This window comes from Tetragenococcus muriaticus DSM 15685 (assembly GCF_000423785.1).
GTDB classification, from domain to species: Bacteria; Bacillota; Bacilli; order Lactobacillales; family Enterococcaceae; genus Tetragenococcus; species Tetragenococcus muriaticus.
Map to the genome: position 1 here is coordinate 96,308 of NZ_AUIQ01000001.1, position 20,623 is coordinate 116,930.

General features: G+C 34.3%; 21 protein-coding genes and 1 pseudogene. 19 read left to right on the forward strand and 3 right to left on the reverse strand.

Going from position 1 to position 20,623, the window contains the following annotated elements; translation table 11 throughout:
* Positions 1 to 81 precede the first annotated feature (81 nt).
* The 12 genes from G577_RS0100445 to holA all read left to right on the forward strand — a co-directional run bounded on the left by G577_RS0100445 (position 82) and on the right by holA (position 11,981).
* Complete coding sequence (locus G577_RS0100445; RefSeq protein WP_028789433.1) at positions 82 to 1,128, forward strand: WD40/YVTN/BNR-like repeat-containing protein; 1,047 nt, start codon at positions 82 to 84, stop codon at positions 1,126 to 1,128.
* Between the two features lie 70 nt (positions 1,129 to 1,198).
* A complete protein-coding gene (locus G577_RS0100450) occupies positions 1,199 to 1,867 on the forward strand; it encodes an SDR family oxidoreductase (protein ID WP_028789434.1) in 669 nt (222 codons plus the stop codon).
* A 136-nt stretch (positions 1,868 to 2,003) separates the two neighbouring features.
* Positions 2,004 to 2,504, forward strand: coding sequence for a GNAT family N-acetyltransferase (locus tag G577_RS0100455; protein ID WP_028789435.1), 501 nt, complete (start codon positions 2,004 to 2,006; stop codon positions 2,502 to 2,504).
* Between the two features lie 19 nt (positions 2,505 to 2,523).
* Positions 2,524 to 3,075 (forward strand): DNA-3-methyladenine glycosylase I, encoded by a 552-nt coding sequence (locus G577_RS0100460; protein WP_028789436.1) that lies wholly within the window; start codon positions 2,524 to 2,526, stop codon positions 3,073 to 3,075.
* Positions 3,076 to 3,369: 294 nt separating this feature from the next.
* A complete protein-coding gene (locus G577_RS0100465; RefSeq protein WP_028789437.1) occupies positions 3,370 to 4,839 on the forward strand; it encodes an ABC transporter substrate-binding protein/permease in 1,470 nt (489 codons plus the stop codon).
* Entirely contained in the window at positions 4,832 to 5,554 is a 723-nt protein-coding gene (locus G577_RS0100470; RefSeq protein WP_028789438.1) for an amino acid ABC transporter ATP-binding protein, read from the forward strand. The genes G577_RS0100465 and G577_RS0100470 overlap by 8 nt, the downstream gene beginning before the upstream one ends.
* A 15-nt stretch (positions 5,555 to 5,569) precedes the next feature.
* Positions 5,570 to 6,730 carry a pyridoxal phosphate-dependent aminotransferase gene (locus G577_RS0100475; protein WP_028789439.1) on the forward strand — a complete coding sequence of 387 codons (1,161 nt, stop codon included), beginning with the start codon at positions 5,570 to 5,572 and terminating at the stop codon, positions 6,728 to 6,730.
* 101 nt (positions 6,731 to 6,831) lie between these two features.
* Positions 6,832 to 7,443: an HAD-IA family hydrolase gene (locus G577_RS0100480; RefSeq protein WP_028789440.1), complete on the forward strand. Its 612-nt coding sequence runs from the start codon at positions 6,832 to 6,834 to the stop codon at positions 7,441 to 7,443.
* Positions 7,444 to 7,539: 96 nt separating this feature from the next.
* Complete coding sequence (locus G577_RS0100485; protein WP_051176565.1) at positions 7,540 to 8,157, forward strand: helix-hairpin-helix domain-containing protein; 618 nt, start codon at positions 7,540 to 7,542, stop codon at positions 8,155 to 8,157.
* Between the two features lie 25 nt (positions 8,158 to 8,182).
* Positions 8,183 to 8,668 carry a ComE operon protein 2 gene (locus tag G577_RS0100490; protein ID WP_028789442.1) on the forward strand — a complete coding sequence of 162 codons (486 nt, stop codon included), beginning with the start codon at positions 8,183 to 8,185 and terminating at the stop codon, positions 8,666 to 8,668.
* Positions 8,652 to 10,910, forward strand: coding sequence for a DNA internalization-related competence protein ComEC/Rec2 (locus G577_RS0100495; protein ID WP_028789443.1), 2,259 nt, complete (start codon positions 8,652 to 8,654; stop codon positions 10,908 to 10,910). The genes G577_RS0100490 and G577_RS0100495 overlap by 17 nt, the downstream gene beginning before the upstream one ends.
* Before the next feature lie 57 nt (positions 10,911 to 10,967).
* On the forward strand, positions 10,968 to 11,981 hold the full coding sequence (holA, locus tag G577_RS0100500; protein ID WP_028789444.1) for a DNA polymerase III subunit delta: 1,014 nt from the start codon (positions 10,968 to 10,970) through the stop codon (positions 11,979 to 11,981).
* A gap of 46 nt (positions 11,982 to 12,027) precedes the next feature.
* On the opposite strand, the gene rpsT is transcribed toward holA, so the two are convergent.
* The 3 genes from rpsT to G577_RS0100515 form a co-directional block, all read right to left on the reverse strand.
* Positions 12,028 to 12,282, reverse strand: a complete 255-nt coding sequence (rpsT, locus tag G577_RS0100505) for a 30S ribosomal protein S20 (protein ID WP_028789445.1) — start codon at positions 12,280 to 12,282, stop codon at positions 12,028 to 12,030.
* Between the two features lie 226 nt (positions 12,283 to 12,508).
* Positions 12,509 to 13,204 carry a histidine phosphatase family protein gene (locus G577_RS0100510; protein WP_028789446.1) on the reverse strand — a complete coding sequence of 232 codons (696 nt, stop codon included), beginning with the start codon at positions 13,202 to 13,204 and terminating at the stop codon, positions 12,509 to 12,511.
* Positions 13,205 to 13,224: 20 nt separating this feature from the next.
* Positions 13,225 to 13,842 carry an MBL fold metallo-hydrolase gene (locus G577_RS0100515; protein WP_028789447.1) on the reverse strand — a complete coding sequence of 206 codons (618 nt, stop codon included), beginning with the start codon at positions 13,840 to 13,842 and terminating at the stop codon, positions 13,225 to 13,227.
* A 146-nt stretch (positions 13,843 to 13,988) separates the two neighbouring features.
* Here G577_RS0100515 and G577_RS0100520 point away from each other — a divergent pair, with 146 nt between their 5' ends.
* The 7 genes and pseudogenes from G577_RS0100520 to G577_RS10800 all read left to right on the forward strand — a co-directional run bounded on the left by G577_RS0100520 (position 13,989) and on the right by G577_RS10800 (position 20,612).
* Positions 13,989 to 16,334 carry a helicase C-terminal domain-containing protein gene (locus G577_RS0100520; RefSeq protein WP_028789448.1) on the forward strand — a complete coding sequence of 782 codons (2,346 nt, stop codon included), beginning with the start codon at positions 13,989 to 13,991 and terminating at the stop codon, positions 16,332 to 16,334.
* Between the two features lie 176 nt (positions 16,335 to 16,510).
* Entirely contained in the window at positions 16,511 to 16,846 is a 336-nt protein-coding gene (locus G577_RS0100525) for a metal-sulfur cluster assembly factor (protein ID WP_028789449.1), read from the forward strand.
* A 102-nt stretch (positions 16,847 to 16,948) separates the two neighbouring features.
* Positions 16,949 to 17,188: a hypothetical protein gene (locus tag G577_RS12130; protein WP_038023236.1), complete on the forward strand. Its 240-nt coding sequence runs from the start codon at positions 16,949 to 16,951 to the stop codon at positions 17,186 to 17,188.
* Between the two features lie 84 nt (positions 17,189 to 17,272).
* Positions 17,273 to 18,052 (forward strand): annotated as a pseudogene (locus tag G577_RS10795) (dihydroorotate oxidase); the annotation flags it as partial.
* A 12-nt stretch (positions 18,053 to 18,064) separates the two neighbouring features.
* Positions 18,065 to 18,574 carry a GNAT family N-acetyltransferase gene (locus tag G577_RS0100535; RefSeq protein ID WP_028789450.1) on the forward strand — a complete coding sequence of 170 codons (510 nt, stop codon included), beginning with the start codon at positions 18,065 to 18,067 and terminating at the stop codon, positions 18,572 to 18,574.
* 257 nt (positions 18,575 to 18,831) lie between these two features.
* Entirely contained in the window at positions 18,832 to 19,707 is an 876-nt protein-coding gene (locus G577_RS0100540) for a hypothetical protein (RefSeq protein WP_028789451.1), read from the forward strand.
* Positions 19,704 to 20,612 carry a hypothetical protein gene (locus G577_RS10800; protein ID WP_038026137.1) on the forward strand — a complete coding sequence of 303 codons (909 nt, stop codon included), beginning with the start codon at positions 19,704 to 19,706 and terminating at the stop codon, positions 20,610 to 20,612. The genes G577_RS0100540 and G577_RS10800 overlap by 4 nt, the downstream gene beginning before the upstream one ends.
* Positions 20,613 to 20,623 lie beyond the last annotated feature (11 nt).

Here is a 20,623-nt window from a genome sequence, read left to right on the forward strand (position 1 = left end):
GTTTCTTTTTACAGGGACATCTTTTTTTGTTCAAAAAGAATAAAATAAGTTAAAATAATGTTAACAAGGAGGCGAACCATTATGAAAAAATTTTTCCTAGGTATGGAAAATGAATTACTTATAATTAAAGAAGCCCCAGAAGGTTATGCGTATTTTTCTTGTTTGGAAGGAAAACATCCCACCTGTATAGTAGTTGATCCACAAAATGAAAACGTTATCTACTGTGGTACAGATAAAGATGGGCTTTTAAAAAGTGAAGATGGTGGAAAAAGTTGGGAAAATATTGGAAACAAAACGTCCTTAGAAATTGAGTCAAAAACAATTACCGCTCTTGCTATAAATCCTTTTAAAAAGATAGATGGAAATTCAGTTATTTATGTAGGAACAGAACCTAGTATGCTTTATTATTCGAATGACAAAGGAGAAACATGGCAGGAATTCACTGGCATTCAATCGCTACCATCTAAAAAGAGTTGGAGTTTTCCGCCACGCCCAACAACTCATCACGTGCGTTTTATTACAACGAGTTATTCTAATGAAGATTATCTAGGTGTTGCTATCGAAGCGGGAGCTTTTATTTATACTACAAATCAAGGAGGGACTTGGAATGATCGCCCTGAAGATAGCCCTATTGATATTCATACCTTACTTACTCATCCGAAGTCTCCGAAGAAACTTTACGCAGCTTGCGGGGATGGTATCTACAATAAAGCTCATTCCTATGCAGAAAGTAACGATGAAGGACAAAGTTGGCAATATAAAAGTAGCGGGTTAGAAAATCATCCTTATGCTTATCATCTAGCAATTAATCCCAATGATCCTTCTGATCAAATTATTTCAGCTGCGAAAAGTCCTTCTGCTGCCCATAGCATTTATAAATACTCAGCTGTCTATCGTAAACAAGGAGAGTCTTCATGGGTTGATATAAGCGAAGGCTTACCAGAAAATCATTCTTCTAACCATCATTTAGCTGCTGATCCAACGGATTTTGGGGCTTTTTATGCAATGAATAATTATGGGATTTATCATTTAGCCAGTGGTGCTTCCAAGTGGGAAAAACTTGAGCTAGATTGGCAGGAAAAATATGTAAATCAACGCCCTTCGTGTTTTTTAATTGAAGAAGACTAAACTCAATTATTCGTGAAAAAAGCTTTCCTCGTGTTAAGATTAATTTTAGTAACAAAAAGGAGATGTTTTAATGAACGTATTAGTTATTGGTGCACATGGTAGTGTTGGCAATTTAGTTGTAGACAAATTACAAGAGAATAGCCAACATACTCCAATTGCAATGGTGCGTAAAAAAGAGCAACAAGAAAGCTTTCAAAACCAAGGAGTAAAAACTGTTCTAGCTAATTTGGAAGATTCTATTGACACGCTTGTACAAGCAGCTTCAGGAGCAGATGCCATCGTATTTGCTGCTGGGTCCGGTGGTAGTACAGGGGCAGACAAAACGATGTTTGTTGATTTAGATGGCGCTGTAAAATCTGTAGAAGCGGCCAAAAAAGCTAACATTGATCAATTTGTTATTGTAAGCGCAATGGGTAGTCAACAATGGCTTGAACCACATCCAGAATGGCTAGAAAAATTAGGTCCTTACTATCCTGCAAAATTTTACGCAGACCAATGGTTAAAAAATAGTGGATTAAATTATACAATTGTTCGTCCAGGGCTTCTTTCAGATGATGAAGCTAAAGGCAAAATCCAAGTGGCAGATACACCTGATGCATTTGGCGATCAAACAGATATCACTCGTAGTGATGTGGCTCAAATTGTTGTCGAAAGTTTAGCTAACGAACATACAAAGAAAAAAGAATTTGATGTAGTAAATGGCGATACCAAAATCAGCGAAGCTTTAGATCAACTATAAAAAAATAAGTATGTGAGTAATTTTTATAAATCTTGAGGCATAGTAAAAAAGCAATCATCCTTTTTTTAATTGGGTGATTGCTTTTTCTTTATTAATATAGAATAATAGAAAATACTTATGTCACAAGGAGGTATTTATGAAATATAAAGTACGAGAAATGAAAGAAACAGATTGGAAAGCAGTATATGATATTTATTATCAAGGGATGAAAGGTAACTTAGCGACATTTAAAGTAGACAGTCCTACTTATAAAGAATTTGACCAAGAACGATTACAAAAGGGTCGATTTGTTTTATTAGATAATGAAAAAATCATTGGTTGGGCAACTTTAAAACAAGCATACACAATACCAGAATATAGAGGCGTTGCTGAAGTAAGTATATATATAGCAAATGATTATAAAGGAAAAGGGGCGGGAACTACTTTGCTAAATCATTTAATTGTTTTTTCAGAAAAAGCCGGATTTTGGACATTAGAAGCAGATATTTTTGCTAATAATTATGGTAGCCAACGTCTACATGAAAAAAGTGGTTTTCGTAAAGTAGGTTACCGTGAAAAACTAGGAAAAGATCAGTATGGAAAATGGCGAGATACTGTATTGATGGAACGTAGAAGTAAAAAAGTCGGTCGCGATTAAAAGAAATGAGGGAAAAGTAATGACAGTTCGTTGTGATTGGGCTTTAACAAGCCCACTAATGCAAGACTATCATGATAATGAATGGGGAAAACCAAGCCATAATGACGATAAGCTTTATGAGATGTTAGTACTAGAAAGTATGCAAGCCGGTCTAAGTTGGTCTACTGTATTAGAAAAAAGAGAAAATTTTCGAAAAGCCTTCGATCAATTTGATTATACCAAGGTGGCTTATTATGATGAAGCCAAAATAGATGAATTATTAGCAGACCCAGGAATCATACGTAATCGTTTAAAGATACATGCAGCTATAAAAAATGCACAAATGGTGTTGTCTATTCAAAAAGACTATGATAGCTTTGCGTCTTATATCTGGTCGTTTATTGAAAACCAGCCTTTAGTAAATTATTGGGAATCTTCTAGTGAAATTCCAGCTTCTACTGATTTATCCAAACAGGTCAGCAAAGACTTAAAAAAACAAGGTTTTAAATTTGTAGGCCCTACGATCATTTATTCTTTTATGCAAGCTATCGGAATGATTAATGATCATGTAGTTAGTTGCTCTTTTAAATAAGAACTTAGTTTCTAACAATAGGCGATCTCTATATGTATTTTTATTCATTTTTATTTATGTTTTACTGTTCTGCATAATAAATGAATATTATCTTTTCTTAAGAGCTACTTAGTTTTATTCTTATTTACTAATACCATAAAATGGTAGGTTCTGTATGTTTTTCCAGTATTCAAAGATTTTGTATAAAAATAAATTGAAAAAAACTTTTCCTTTTGTTTAATTTATGATAAGATGAATTGCAATTACATAATGAATTTTTATGCATATATTTTAAATAAAAGGGGAAGATAGTAAATGAAAAAGTTTAAAAAGATGGTTTTCTTGTTTTTACCGTTTCTGATATTGTTTGCTCAATTCTTTTCAACGGTGCAAGCGGCTGCCGAAGAAGAGGAAGAAGACGAACGTTATGATGCTATTATGGAGCGTGGGGAGTTAGTCGTCGGTCTTTCTGCTGATTATGCCCCTTATGAGTTTCATGCTACAGTAGATGGCGAAGACGAAATTGTAGGATTTGATATTTCTATTGCCCAAAAAATCGCAGACGATATGGGAGTGGATCTTCATGTCGAAGAGTTAGGTTTTGACGCTTTATTAGGAGCTTTAAAGACGGGTAAAATTGACTTAATTATTTCTGGAATGACGCCCACGCCTGAACGCTTGCAAGAAGTAGATTTCTCTGATCCTTATATGAACGCGCAGCAACGTTTAGTTGTGCGAGAAGAAGATCAAGACGAATATACGGATGTTAATCAATTTAATGGCGTACCTATTGGTGTTCAAAAACAGACTACCCAAGAAGAACTAGCTGAATCCGAATTAGAAGGTTCCCAAATTACTTCTTTACAAAAAATACCTGACGTTGTGATGAATTTAAAAAATGAAAAAATTGATGGTGCCATACTTGAAGGACCAGTGGCCGAGGCCTATGTGGGAGAAAATGATGATTTAGCCTTTTCCGATCTAGAATTTGAAGAAGGAGATAAACAATCAGCGGTGGCACTACCTAAAGATTCTCCTGTCCTTCTTGAAAATATTAATAATTCTATCCAAACAATTAATGAGGAAAATTTGTTAGATGATTACCAAGAAGAAGCCAATAATTTAATGTTTGATGATGAACAAAATTTCTTTACTGAATATTATCCTTATTATCTTTCAGGAACTGGTTATACCATCCTTCTAGCTTTAATAGGTGTCCTTTTTGGAATTATTTTAGGTACTATTTTTGCATTGATGAAGCTATCATCTATAAAAGTATTAAGAGCCTTAGCTTCAATTTATATTGAATATGTACGCGGGACGCCTTTACTAGTACAAATCTTTATTGTTTATTTTGGTACTGGAATGCTTGGCTTTGACCTTTCACGCTTTGTTGCTGGTTGTATTGCTTTGTCCTTAAATAGTGCTGCCTATGTAGCAGAGATCATTCGTGCAGGTATTAACGGTGTTAATAAAGGGCAAATGGAAGCAGGCCGTTCGCTTGGCATGAATCGTATACAGGCTATGCGTTATGTTATTTTCCCGCAAGCTATTAAAAATATTTTACCAGCTTTAGGTAATGAACTTGTTACTGTTATTAAAGAATCCTCTGTTATTTCAGTTATCGGCGTTTCCGAATTGATTTTCCAAGCTGGTAATGTTCAAGGAGCAAGCTTTAAGCCGTTTCTACCTTATCTAATTGTCTCATTAATTTATTTTGTATTAACATTTACGCTCTCCCGTCTTTTGGGGTTAGCAGAAAGGAAGTTGAAGTCGAGTGATTAATATTCAAAATTTGCATAAAACTTTTGGCGAAAACCAAGTGCTAAAAGGGATCGATCTAACTATTGATACAGGCGAGGTCGTGGTTGTTATTGGTCCTTCAGGTAGTGGGAAAAGTACTTTTCTACGTTGCTTAAATTTATTAGAACAGCCTACCGCAGATACTCTTTCTTTTGAAGGAAAAGATCTCTTAGCAGAAAAAAACAATATTGATGAATTACGTCAAAAAATGGGGATGGTATTTCAAAACTTTAATTTATTTCCTCATATGACAGTTTTAGAAAATATTACAATTAGTCCCATAAAAGTAAAGGGAGAAAGTACAGCTGAAGCCGAGAAAAAAGCTTATGACTTATTACAATTAGTTGGGCTAAATGATAAAGCACAAAGTTATCCAGCCAGTCTTTCTGGTGGACAAGAACAAAGGGTTGCCATCGCTAGAGCCTTAGCGATGGACCCTGATGTGATGTTATTTGATGAGCCTACTTCTGCTTTAGACCCAGAAATGGTAGGAGAAGTTCTTTCAGTAATGAAAACTTTAGCACAAGAAGGTATGACCATGGTTGTAGTCAGCCACGAAATGGGGTTTGCTAGAGAAGTAGCTGATCGTGTGATTTTTATGGATGAGGGTGTCATTCAAGAAGAAGGACAACCTGAAGAAATCTTTAACCATCCTAAAAATGAACGGACACAAAGCTTTCTCAAAAAAGTGTTATAAAGAGGAGAGATATCTATGGATCGCTATAACTTAGCTAAGAAATATCAAGAACCAGCCGAAAATATTATGATGGATATTGGAACATTAGCTAAAAGTAAAACAGATTTAATCGATTTATCCATCGGAGATCCAGATTTAGACACTGACAAACGCATAATCGATCAAGCTTTTGCAGATGCTAAAGATGGCCACACACACTATACTGCTTCAGATGGCAGCACAGCATTTATCCAAGCGGTAATTGATCACTATAAAAATCTTTATCATTTGGATTTTGCTCCCAGCCAAGTACGAGCAACAGTAGGTGCCATGCATGGGATGTATTTAACACTTTTAGCTATACTTGACCCAGGTGATGAAGTTATTATTCATGAGCCTTATTTTCCTCCTTATAAGGAACAAATTGAATTAGCCGAGGGCGTTCCTGTTATTGTGCCTACCTATGAAAAAGATGGCTTTCAACTAGAGGAAGATAAATTAAAACAAGCTATCACAAAGAAAACCAAAGCTATTATCATTAACTCTCCCAATAACCCGACTGGGGCAGTTTTTTCTAAGGAGACATTTGAAAAAATCGCAGACATTGCTATTGCACAGGATCTATTTATCCTTTCTGATGAAATCTATGAAGCATTAGTTTTTAATGATCATTTTACGCCTATGGCTACTTTTGCTCCTGAAAATACAATTACTTTTAGTGGTTTCTCAAAATCATTTGCTATGACAGGATGGCGAATTGGTTATATGATTGCGCCAACATATATAAGTGAAACAGCTAAATTAATCAATGAAAATATCACTTATTCTGCGCCTTCTATCTCTCAACAAGCTGGCATTTATGCGTTAAATCATGCGAATAAACTTATTCCAGAGGTCACAGATGTCTTTAAAGAACGACTTGAATATGTAAAAGAACGTGTAGATGCTATTAATTTCCTTCACTTAGGTGAAGTAGAAGGGACAATGTATGCCTTCATTAACATTGCTGATACACAATTAGACGCAACTACTTTTTCTAAGCGTCTATTAGACGAAGCTAAAGTGCTGGTGGTCCCAGGAAATGCTTTTGGGACTACAGTGGGTAGTAAACACGTACGCTTAGCTGTAACACAAAAAATGTCTGTATTAAAAGAAGCTTTTGACCGAATTGAACAAATGTCTATTGAAACAACGTAACTTTTGGCTAGTTATATCTCCAAAGAGTCTTTAACAAACATAGATCTTACTAAAAAGACATGGTAAAATAAAAGAAATAATGAATAAAGGAGTAAGCTAGTTTGTTTAATACATTTATTTGGGATTTTGATGGCACATTGTTTAATACGTATCCCATGATTGTACAAGGTTACATGTTAGCCTTGAAGGATTATGGAATAGAAAGTAGCAAAGAAGAGATCTATCGTTTATTAAAAGAATATTCTTCAGCTGCAATCGCTAAAAAATTTCAAGTAGATTTTACTGAACTATCGGATAATGCTAAATTGCATGAAGAAAAATCTACTTATCTTCCTAAAAGTTTTTCAGGAACAAAAAAAGTTTTACGAGCGGTGGCAAGAAAACAAAAAAGAAATATCATTCTAACTCATCGTAGACAAGATTCCACACAGCTTTTACTAGAAAGAGAACAATTAGATGATCTAATTAGCGAGATTGTTGGTCCGGAAAATGAATTTCCCAGGAAACCTGATCCGACAGCATTGCAATATTTATTGGATAAATATTCATTAGATCCTAAAAAAACCGTAATGATCGGTGATCGTGCACTTGATGTAGATGCAGGAAAAAATGCTGGAGTTCATACTTTGTTTTTTGACAATGAAAATTTACTCCATAATATCCAAGCAGACCATCGCGTGACGACTATGCAAGAAATAGAAAGATTTGTTTAAAACACCAAACTTTTTAATTTTCGAAAAAACTTTCGATGATTAAAAAAGTTTTGGTGTTTTTTTGCGTACTTATAAGTGAAAGGGGGAAGAACAGAGGTGCCATTAAAAGAATATATTAAAAAATTCTTACCACTTATAATTGCGATTTTTATTTTATTATTAGTTTTGCTGTTTTATTTAATACAAAACACAGATAAAACGACAGCTTGGCAAGAAGAAGAAACGACAGAAGTATATGAACAGGAGACTACTAAGACTGAGGAAATGACCAAAACAACTTCTGAAAAAATTATTGTAGACATAAAAGGAGAAGTACAAAAGCCTGGCGTTTATGAGCTTGAAGGGGATGCACGGGTAAAAGAAGTTGTTCTAAAAGCCGGAGGTCTAACAAAACAAGCAGAAGAAAAGCAACTAAATTTAGCTGAAAAATTACAAGACCAACAAATGATTTATGTGCCTAATAAAAAAGAAGCACAAGATATGGAAGTAGTAGAAACAGGAGAAGACGATAATACTGAAGAAAAAATGGTGGATATTAACGCAGCCGATTTAACTGAATTACAGGGACTAAGCGGTATTGGACCAGCAAAAGCTCAAGCAATTATTGATTATCGAGAAGAAAATGGTCCTTTTAAAGAAGTAGATGAATTAAATGAAATTTCAGGTTTTGGGGAAAAGACTGTTGAAAAATTGCGTGAGTCCATTAAAATATAGTTAAAATAAGAAAAGGAGGAGAATGATGGTAGACAAACGAATTCCTTGGGATCAATATTTTATGGCTCAGTCTTTACTTTTATCTTTAAGAAGTACTTGTACACGACTTGAAGTTGGAGCTAGTTTAGTTAAGGATCGGCGAATTATTGCTGGAGGATATAATGGTTCTGTTTCTGGAGATAAGCATTGTATCGATGAAGGCTGTTATCTGGTTGACGGGCATTGTATCCGTACAATCCATGCAGAAATGAATGCTTTATTACAATGCGCTAAATTAGGAATTTCAACTGAAGGCGCAGAAATTTATGTCACGCATTTTCCTTGTTTACAATGTACGAAAGCATTATTACAAGCAGGCGTGAAAACAATTCATTACCTTAATAACTATCATAATGACTCTTACGCATTAGAATTGATTCAACAAGTAGGAGGAAGTGTTCATCAAGTGACGCTTGAACCTCATTACTTTGAAAAATTGTCTTTTGGCCAACTGAATGAGCAACAGCCTTGATTTTTCTTGGAAAAATCAACTACTTTTCCCTATAATCATTGCTGCTAGTTTCCTAAATGCTTATTTACTTTTACAACCAATATTACTATTTGTTGGTGTTTACTTTTTATTCTTACTTTGCTATAAAAAACAAGTTGTTTTAGGCATTTTAACAATATTTTGCAGTTTTTTTCTATTGCTAAGAGCTTATAGCGACCCCTTACCACAGACACCAGCACCAGAAGAAACAATCACAACAGAAATAAAAATTTATAATGATACAATTAAAGTTAATGGCGATCTTGTCAGTTTTACAGGAAAAATAGGTGATTGGAAAGCAGATGTGCAATATCAAGTCACAAATAAGAAAGAACAAGAAAACTGGCAACAACGCAAGAATTGGAATAAAGAATTACAAGTGGCAGGAGCTTTTTTACCAACAGAGGGAGAGCGTAACTTGCATGGTTTCGATGCAAAATGGTTTGTTTTTTCAAACCATAAATTGCCTACATTTCGCATTGAGCAAATAAAAAATAAACGCCCGTTACGTGGATCTGATAACTTACGCCAAGGGCGAGCTTTTAGTATTGATTGGGTGCAAAATAATTTTTCACCCAAAATGACAACATATATACATTCCTTGCTTTTTGGTTATAAAGATACCAATTTTCAACAAGTAAAAGAAGTATATAGTAGTGCTGGGATTTTACATCTTTTTACTATTTCAGGAATGCATGTTTATTTATTTTATGGATGGATCTTTTATCTTTTACGTCGTACACGTTTGACTTTTAGTGAATTTGGAATCTTCTTTTTCTTATTCATCGCTTTTAGTATCATTCTCTTTGGTCAAGCTGTTAGTGTTTGGCGTGCCGCTTTAATGTATAGTTTGCGACGAATTTTTCATGAAGTAAATATTCATTTATCCAGCTTAGATCGTTTTAGTCTTGTGTTGTTTTTATTACTGCTACTTGATCCTAAAACCTTATTACAATTTTCTGGGATTTTATCCCTTTGGATGTCTTGGGTGATTTTACTTAGGGAAAACCATCCAAAAGGGCAAAAGCAACGGCTGTTACAATCCCAAGAAATTACTCTATTAGCTGCTCCGCTTCTCATGTATATGTTTTTTGAGATTCCACTTTTAGGCGGTTTATTAACTGCTTTGTCTATTCCACTGTTTAGTCAATTTATTTTGCCATTACTTGTTACTACTTGCTTTTTAAAAATCATAGGTTTATCCGAAAATATTTTGGAAATGTTATTAGAAAAAGTTATTATGGTCTTTGAGCAATTACTCCACTTAACACAGAATTTTGTTTTAACCACGGGACAGCCACCGCTGATTTTAACTATATTTTCTTTAATTGCAGGGATTTATATCTATCAAAATTGGCGAAGGCGTTGGTTGTTTTTACCAACTTTTTTTCTTATTGTCTTTCAACTATTATCTTTAGAAACTTCAATTGCCTTTGTAGACGTTGGGCAAGGGGATAGTATCGTGATTCAAACGCCTCTTAAACATGAGGTATATATTATTGACACCGGAGGCAGAGTCAACTTTTTCCAAGAGGATTGGAAAAGCAGGGAGTATCGTACAAATGCGGAGTATACATTAATCCCTTATTTAAAAGGGGAAGGCGTAAAAAAAGTCGACGGTTTATTTTTAACACATGGAGACATGGACCATATGGGGGATGCACAAAAACTAATAGAAGAATTCGATGTAAAAGCGCTTTATTTAGGAAAAGGAAGCTTGCAGAGCTCTAATATAAAAAAGCTTCTAAAAAAAACTTCTAAAAAAATACCTGTTAAAGAAATTGGAAGTAAAACACAGATCGGTGATAAACTAAAGCTTCATATTCTAGCACCTGAACATATTGGAAAAGGTGAAAATGAAGATTCGTTAGCTGTTGGTGCTACCATTTATGGAACAAATTTTGTGATGACAGGTGATTTAGATCAAGCTGGTGAAAAAAAGATAATGCAAGATTATCCAAGTTTACAAGCAGATGTATTAAAATTAGGACATCACGGCAGCCGTACTTCTACCGCTTCGGCATTTGTCGACCAATTACAACCAAAACATGGGATTATATCTTGTGGAATAGATAACCGGTTTGGTCATCCCCATGCAGAAGTTGTCGATACCTTAAAAGAAAATCACGTACAAATTTTACGGACAGATGAACAAGGGATGATTCGTTATTCTTGGAAGTTTTTTAATCCCAAAATGAAAATCACCAAACAAAAAGAAGACTAGCCATCTCTTTTTCTTCGTGATAGGATATTTTCAAGAAGTAAAAAGAGAGGGTATTATATGAATGTTCAAAATGCTTTACAAGCTATACATGACCAAGACTTCAAAGCAAGCTATCTAGTTTTGGGAACGGAGAAATATTTACAAAAACAAATTCGTCAGGCGTTTATTGAAAGTTTGCAATTAGATGTAGATGATTTAAATTTTGCAGAATTTGATATGGAAGAAGACTCCGTAGATGCCGTTATTGATGAGGCAGAATCAATGCCCTTTTTTGGAGATTACCGCTTAGTTTTTGTGGAAACCCCCTTTATTTTAACTGCCGAAAAAAAGACGAATGCGCCTGAGCACGATCTTGATCGTCTTATTTCTTACTTAAAAGATCCAGTTACTTCAACTATTCTAGTGTTTTTTGCTAATTATGAAAAGCTAGATGAACGAAAAAAGATTTCAAAACAATTGAAAAAAAACGCTGAAGTTATTGATGTAGCTCCTATGAATGAAGGAGAGGTACGTCGCTTCTTACAACAGACCTTAGATAACGAAGCCATAACTATGAGTCGAGATGCGTTTGAATTATTTATTCGTTTGACAGATGCTAATTTAACTAAAGTAATGGGAGAATTACAAAAACTACAACTTTTTGCAGCACAAACAAAGCAAATTAATAAAAATGACGTAGAAGCATTAGTACCCAAATCATTGGAAGATAATGTTTTTGACTTAACAAACTATCTATTAAAAGGACAAACAAAAGAAGCGTTAGAACTATATGAAGATTTGCATATTCAAGGAGAAGAAACCATTAAAATTAATGCGATTTTAATTAGTCAGATTCGGCTTTATTTGCAAACAGCTATTTTATTAAATTTGGGATACCAGCAAGGTAATATTACCAAAAGCTTAAACGTGCATCCTTATCGTGTTAAACTAGCTGTTCAACAAGTTCGCAAGATGGATATTCAGACATTAACTCGTTTATATGATGAACTTATCGAAAACGACTATAAAATAAAGTCAGGACAAAGAGACAAGGAATTTTTATTCCAATTATTTCTTCTACAAGAAACTTAATAAAAAAGGATTTGAAGTCTATCTCTAAACTTCAAATCCTTTTTTATTATTTAGCAGCAACTTTACTTAAGCGTGATTTATCACGTGCAGCTTTGTTTTTATGAACCAAACCCTTTGATTCAGCCATATCAATTTTTTTAACCGCACTTCTAAATAATTCATCTTTATTTGAAGCGTCCTGTCTAGCAGCTTCTTTAGCTTGCTTAATTGCAGTACGCATTGCACTTACTTGAGCTGAATTTTTAGGAGTAACTTTATAATTTTGGCGAACTCGTTTAATTGAACCTTTAATTTGTGGCATTTATTTCACCTCCGTGGTTAAAAATATTATACGAAAATAACGTATAATTCAACAATAGTTATTATACATAAAGCATAAGTCGTTTGCAATAACAATGAAAAAAGAATTTTGTCCAATAAAACACAAAACAAAAACATCCTCTAAATAGCTACTTAGTTGTCAATTCTTAGAGGATGTTATTTTATATAATATAGCAACCGACATTTTAATGCTAGTTTATCTGCTTTTATACCTTATCTATTTCTTTTCCTTTTTCAATATACTCTGTTGAACCAATGGATTGGCAACTAAATTCGCCATCTTCATAGGTTAAATGAGTAACAGAACCATTGGCTAAGTCCATACGTACATCGCTTTCTTCATTAATTAGATTTAATAAAAAGGCAATGGTTAATCCGTGAGATACAACAAGCGCTTTGCCGCCCCCATTTTTTTCTATACGGTGAGCAATGTCTTCAAATCCTGTACGAACACGAAAACTTAGCTCTTCATAAGTTTCGGCCCAATTAGCCGTATCGGCATCATAAATGGCTTCACAGATTTCTTTAAAAGTGGTTTCTTTATCAATCATTTCGTCGTAGTTGCTAAAATTTAAAACTCTAGGAACAACTCCCCACATTTCAGCATCGTAACCGCCTTCTAACGAGCCAAAGCACCATTCACGAATACGTTTATCAATGCGAAAAGGGATTTGTGGACCATGAGGATGTTCACTTAAAATAAGTCTCGCTGTTTCAATAGCACGTCCTGAATCACTGGAGTAAGCTTCTTTAAAATCAACATCTTTAAGCCCAGCTCCGAGATTTCGAATTCCTTCGACCCCTGGTTTTGTAAGAGGGGTATCACACCAACCTTGAACCCGTTGGACTGTATTAAACATGGTTTTTCCATGTCTTACTACATATAATTCTGTTTTTGTCATATTCTTCACTCCTTGATTAATTAATTAAAAAAAGGGTTGGTTGCCTTCTCATAGCCAATTGTTGTCGTCTGATTATGTCCAGGATAAACGACATAATGTTCAGGTAAAATAAATAATTGTGATTTAATGCTATCTAATAGCTGTGATAATTCGCCTGTATATAAATCTGTGCGTCCAATACTACCATTAAATAAGGCATCCCCAGAAACAACGAAATCAGAAAAAACAAAGCTTACGCTCCCAATCGAGTGTCCTGGAGTAGCAACGACTTTAAAAGATATATCACCTAATGTATACTCACGTAATTCTAATTGATACTCTGCGGGGCGAACAATGACTTGTTTTTCTTTTGGAAAACTCTTAGATAAATTAAATATTGGATGTTGTAACCAATCAATTTCTTGGGGGCTTACATAAACAGGTATTTGATATTTATCACGTAATTCATCCACCGCGCCAATATGATCATAATGGGTATGAGTAAGTAAAATCGCTAGCGGTGTTAAGCCTATTTCTTCAATTTTTTGTCGAATTGTAGTTGCATCAGCTCCTGGATCAATAATTAGCAGAGTTTGATCTTGCCATATAAGATAGCAATTTTCCTCGATGTTACCTGTTACCAGACGTGCTACATGCATAAAAAGTGAACCTCCCTTTATAAAGAATAGTATCTTAAGTATAACGTAAATTATAGGGACAAACAAAGAGGAAGAATTTCTTTTTTCGAACTGTTAAAAAGGAAAAAAGTATTTTATAATAATGATTTGGAAAGGAAGGTGTCGTCATGCAATGGAAGATTGCTGTTAGAAATCTCGTTGAGTTTATTTTACGAAAAGGCGATTTAGATAATCGAACGATTAGTAATCATACAGCTCAAGAAGGAGCGAAGATTCATCGTAAGCTGCAAAAAGCGGCAGGGGATACCTATCAAAAAGAAGTTTTCTTAAGAGAAGAAACTTCGGTAGAAAATGACAAAATTATTGTAGAAGGTCGCGCCGATGGTATTTTTAAAGAAGAAGACTTATGGGTTATTGATGAGATCAAAACTTCAGAGGTACGTTTTGAAGATTTAGACGAGTCTCAAGTAGAATTATATTATGCACAAGCCAAGGTATATGCTTATATCTATTGTCTGCAAAATGAGTTATCTAACATTCAAGTACGATTAACCTACTATCAAACAAATGAAGACAAAGTAACATATAAAAAACGTACATATGATTGGTGTTTTTTAAAAGACTTTTTTGAAAAACTTTTAAAAGAGTATCATAAATGGATGGTTTTTCAGGCCGAATGGCGTCAGAAGCGCAATACAACGTTAACAAATATAACTTTTCCCTATACAACTTTTCGTAAAGGACAACGTGAACTAGCTAGTGCAGCGTATAAAACACTACGTACTAAACAAGAACTATTTGTCGAAGCACCTACAGGCGTGGGCAAAACTATATCTACACTTTTTCCAACACTTAAAGCTTTAGGAGAAAACCACGCAGATCGGCTGTTCTATCTAACAGCTAAAACAATCACACGTCAGGCAGCCGAAGACGCATTAGCTACTTTAGCAGCTGAAGGTGCTAAAATAAAAAGTATTACAATTACTGCCAAAGATAAAATTTCATTTCCAGAAGAACAAGAGAGTGCACCAGAAAATAATCCCTACGCTATTGGTTACTATGATCGAGTGAATGAGGGCGTGTGGGATATCTTACATCATGAAAATCAGATCACTCGACCTATAATTGAAGCTTACGCTAAAAAGCATACACTCTCTCCATTTGAATTATCGCTTGATGTGAGTCTTTTTTGTGATGTAATCATTGCAGATTATAATTATTTATTTGACCCTACAGTATATCTAAGACGTTTTTTTGAAGATAACAATGAAAGCTATTATTTTTTAGTTGATGAAGCCCATAATTTAGTCAATCGTTCCCGAGAAATGTATTCAGCAGATATCAAAAGAAACACTTTTGAAAGTGCACTTAAGAGTTTCCCTAAAAACTCTAAAAAGATCTTAAAGAGTTTGCGCGATATTGATAACGAATTTGCTTCGATTGAAGAGATTGCACAACAAAATGGGTGGACATTTCATCATCAAAAAGCTCCAGCGGAAACGTTAAATAAACTTCTCCTTCGATTTAGCGGATTAGCTAAAGAATGGTTAGCGGCTAACCCTGAAAACCAAAATCAAGAAGAAATATTAAATCTTTATTTTGAAGTATTACACTTTTTAAAAATTAGTGATTTTTATGATGATACTTATGAGAGCACTATTGAAATAATAGGAGATAATATAAAAATTCGACAATTTTGCATGGCGCCTGCTCATTTTTTAAATAATATGCTTCATAATGCGAAAGCAAGTTTGCTCTTTTCTGCTAGTCTAACGCCATTACCTTACTATCAAGAAGTATTAGGAGGAGATCAGGAAGCATTAAGATATCGTTTACCTAGTCCTTTTCCAGCAAAGAACCAACAAGTATTTATTGCTAGTTATATTCAAACGACCTATAAAAAAAGGGGAGATAGTTATCACTCAATTGCCCAAGCTATTGCCGATGCTGTTTACACGAAGAAAGGAAATTACTTAGTCTTTTTCCCTTCTTATAAATATTTGGACGATTGTTATGAAATTTTTCGTCAACGATTTCCTGATATAAATGTTGTCTTACAAGATACGCAAATGAACGAACAAGAAAGAGAAGATTTTTTGGCGAAATTTGTTGAAAATCCAAAGCAATCGTTAGTAGGTTTTTGTGTATTAGGAGGGATATTTTCGGAAGGAATCGATTTAAAGGGCACTCGTTTAATCGGCAGCATTGTAGTGGGTGTTGGTTTACCACAAAAAAATCATGAACAAGAATTAATCAAAGATTACTTTAACGCAAAAGAAGGCCAAGGATTTGAATACGCTTATCAGCTTCCAGGGATGAATAAAGTTTTACAAGCTGCAGGACGAGTCATTCGCGATGCAAATGACAAAGGAATCGTTTTACTTTTAGATCAACGGTTTACTAGCAACATCTATCGAAGCTTATTTCCTAGCCATTGGCAAAATATTGAAATTTGCCATAAACCAGAGCAACTCAAACAAGGACTAAAAACCTTTTGGCAAGAGTTTGACTAATAACTAACAAAACTATAAATCTCATTAATGATTAGCTATTTACTAAAAATATTCTATGAAAAATTCTGTTTTTTTATAGAAAGTATAAATTGTTTGTTTATTTACAAATAGCGTTTACAAAGTATGCAAAACAAGTTATGATTTGCTTAAAAATAGGCAAGGGGGATATTATTAAAATGGGCGCGTCACGTACAGAAGAAGAAATTAACGAAATTAAAGCGACTGTTTTAATGGCATTAGGAACCGTTATTGATCCAGAGTTAGGCGTTGATATTGTGAATCTAGGCTTAATTTATGGAGTAGAATTCGATGATGATACTGGGAATACAGAAATTCAGATGACTTTAACCACAATGGGGTGCCCTTTAGCTGATATTTTGACTGAATCTATTTATGAAGCATTAAATGAGATTCCAGAAGTCAATCAAGTGGATGTGAAACTTGTGTGGTATCCGCCTTGGACGCCGGATAAAATGAGTCGTTATGCAAGGATTGCTTTAGGAATTAGATAAGTTTAACCTTTTCGCTCATGAACTTGTGCCTTATAAAACTTGTACTGTTTATTTAACTTTTTCATAAAAAACCAGAACAAATTTCAAACTTGTTCTGGTTTTTTGCTTTATACTAAACAATTCTTAGTTATTACAGAGTATCTTGGATTAAGAGCAGATACGTTTACTGATTTTGCTGGTTGGGCATTAACTTTGCTGATTGCTATTGGTTACATCACTTATACAGTACTCATCATTCCTTTCGTTCGTAAAAATCTGTTGACGATTTCTTGGCTTAAAATATTCGGAATTTGGGTTGGACTTACATCGAGTACAGTCGAAGAAGTATTTTTCAGGCATTGAACTTTGGTTAATACTTGCCGCAATTTCTGGAAAATGGGAGTGACAAGCAGTTGATAACTGTGCCATCTACTATCTGTAAACATAAATTCAGAACCAAGGTACTACGAAACGCCTCTTGGTAGTATTAACTCAATGGGTTTACCTAATCTAGGCTTTGATTATTATCTTGACTATGTCCAGAAGTATCAAAAAAAGAGTTCTACGCCCGTATTTTTTTCAGTAGCAAGTATGAGTATGCAAGACAATATCGAGACATTAAAAAAACTTGAAGATAGTGATTTTCATGGGTTTACAGAGTTAAATTTATCTTGTCCCAACGTAGTAGGCAAACCACAAGTTGCTTATGACTTTGAATTAACAGAAAAAATATTAACAGAAGTGTTTTCCTTCTTTACTAAACCTTTAGGAGTCAAACTACCTCCTTATTTCGATCCTGCACACTTTGATCAGATGGCTACTATTTTAAATAAGTTTCCTCTTGTTTTTGTAAATGCAATTAATTCTGTTGGCAATGGTTTAATCATTGACCCAGAGAAAGAACAAGTAGTCATCAAATCCAAAGAAGGCTTCGGAGGGATTGGCGGAGAATATATTAAACCTACCGCTTTAGCGAATGTACATGCTTTTTATCAGCGCTTAAATCCCACAATCCAAATTATTGGTACTGGGGGGATTGTTTCTGGACAAGATGCCTTTGAACACATTCTTTGTGGTGCTTCAATGCTACAAATTGGCACCCAATTGTATAAAGAAGGTCCCCTTGTTTTTGATAGAGTACTTTCTGAATTGGAAGCTATTATGAATACAAAAGGTTATACCAATATTGAACAATTTCGTGGAAAATTAAAAACATTTGGGGAGTAAGTGGAGATCAAGATGATTTTTAGAAAAGCCAAAATACAAGACGTCAGTCAAATTATGGAAATCATTGCTCTAGGCATTGAGTCATTAAAAAAACAAGGTTCTCCTCAATGGCAAAACGGTTACGGCCCAACGCAAGATCAAATTAAAAAAGATATTAAAAATAGTGTTGCCTACGTGCTAATAACTGATAAAGTGATCGCTTATGCTGCTTTGCTTGCAGGAGTTGATCCTGTATATACAGCTATTACAGAAGGCAATTGGTACGATTCACAAGAGTATGTGTCAATTCATCGTGTTGTAGTTGATAGTAGATTAACAGGGAATGGGATTGCTCGAAAAATGTTAGTTGATTTAATTACTGTTAGCCAACAAAAAGGGGTTAACGATATTCGTATTGATACTCATCCTTTAAACTTTGGAATGCAAAAAGCGATTAAAAACGCGGGTTTTATCTATCGAGGAAAAGTAAATTTTCCTATACCTCATGGGGATCGATGGGCTTATCAATACCTTATAAAATGATTCGTAAGAACTTCTTTTTTATTGAGAAGTTCTTACTTTATTATCTTTACCTTTGTTAGGTGAGCGCTTTCTATAAAGAATCTTAAGAATTAAAAATAAAATAGCATTGCCAGACTATTTTTGATATCATTTTGAATGAAGGCGTCGTATAAAGCAAAAAAGTAGAAGAATTATTTTTATAACGCTAGTTGAAAAGCCTTCTTTTTTGAAACAAGCATGATAAAATAAGAAAAAGAAAAAACAGAGGGGGCTATACCATGTCCGCAAGAAAAGACACCGAAAATAGTGAAGTAGCCACAGACGGATTACAAAATACGGATTTTAACGAAATTAAGGAAGTTGCATTTCAAAATGTCGGTTCCTTATTAAAAGATTTACAAGCCTTTGAAGAAGCCATCAAAAATGAAAACATTGCTGAAATTTATCGCATCTATAAAGGAAAATTACACGAAGAGTTGAAGAAAACCTCTAATAAGCATCATGAAATTGATGAGCTACTAGCTCAAAAAATTCATGACAGCTTTACACAAGCCTTTCCCTTTATTTACCATGCGCAAAAAATTTCTCCCACATTGCATTACTATCGTTTAGGAAATTACTATCGTGAGCGACCAACAATTGCGATAGATGCAAGTATTCCAGAAATTTTTATTTTGCCAAACATCGATAAAGAATGGCAGGAATTTGCACCAGGCAAACGAGACGCCTTAAATAAGATCGAAAAAGAAATCGATGAACTGGATGCAAAAGTTATCACGGCTGAATCAGAACTAGCAAACATAGACGAGCAAATAAAAGAAACGCAAAATCAAAAAGCTGCTGCAGAAAATACAAAAGGATTGTTTAATCGCAATAAGACGGACGGAGAGGTAGAAGAATTAGAGAAAAAATTATCAGAATTAGAGAAAACAAGAAAAGAATGGCTACCTTATATTGAAGATGAGACACAAGCCAATCAACAAAGAGAACAGCTGATGAAAAGCCATCATGAGATTCGCTTAAAACAAGCTCTTGTGACAAAAGAGTTTCGTTTAATTCAACAATATTTTGGCTCTTTAAAGGCTATGAACCAACAGTTTCAAGATTTTCCATCTGCTTATTTAGGTAAAGCCAAAGGAGGAAAACAGTCGTGAGCGAAAAAGACAATCAAGCAAAAGAAGTAAAAGATAGACAACAAAATAAACAAATGACCGATGCTTACTATGAAGAAAAAGCACAGAATCATGCCGAAATTGTTTCATGGATTGCTTCAGCCGAAAAAGAATTGGCTGATCTAAGACTGCGCAAAACTTTATTAGAAGATAATTTTTCTGACTTATTAAGAGAATACCGTCGTTTAATCATCACTGATGCCGCTATCTCGACTGTTGCTAAGACAAGTTTATTAGCTTATCTTACTTACGAATTATTACAACCGCTAAAAGACGCAACTTTAAAGCAAACAGAGACATATAATATTTGGCAAGCTAAATATTTCTTGATTAAATACCAGCTGACCGATAAGAGAGAATTGGCTTTGAATTTTAAGATGAATGTCATTGATTCACGTTTTACAGCAAATTTTATGCCCTTAATTTTGTTGGATTTACAAGAGATGACAGCTACAGTAGACGAAAGTCAAGTATTAGAATTGATCCGTCTATGGTATTCAGAAAAAGTATTTTCTCGTAACCAACTATCCTTAATTAATTATGATCTAAATCGCTTATTAGCTAACTTTAAACAGCTTGGATTTTCAGTAGCTCCTAATCTTTTAGATAATACAAGAGCTCTTGAAGTGAATTTGGAGAGCGAATTTCCACTAGAAACTCGCATTCTAGATAATATTTTTATTACAACAATGGATTCCACAGAATACGACTTTGATAAAATTGGTCAAGCTGATTATCAAGTGAAATTAAATCAGGAACAAAAAGTGTATATTCACGCAAAACAAAATCGTACGCAACTATTTGTTGATTCAAATAGCCGACGTCGTTCTATTTTGGATTTTTTTACTCATTATCCATTTTTTGTTCCTTTAATTGTTCGAGATTAGATAGAAAGTCT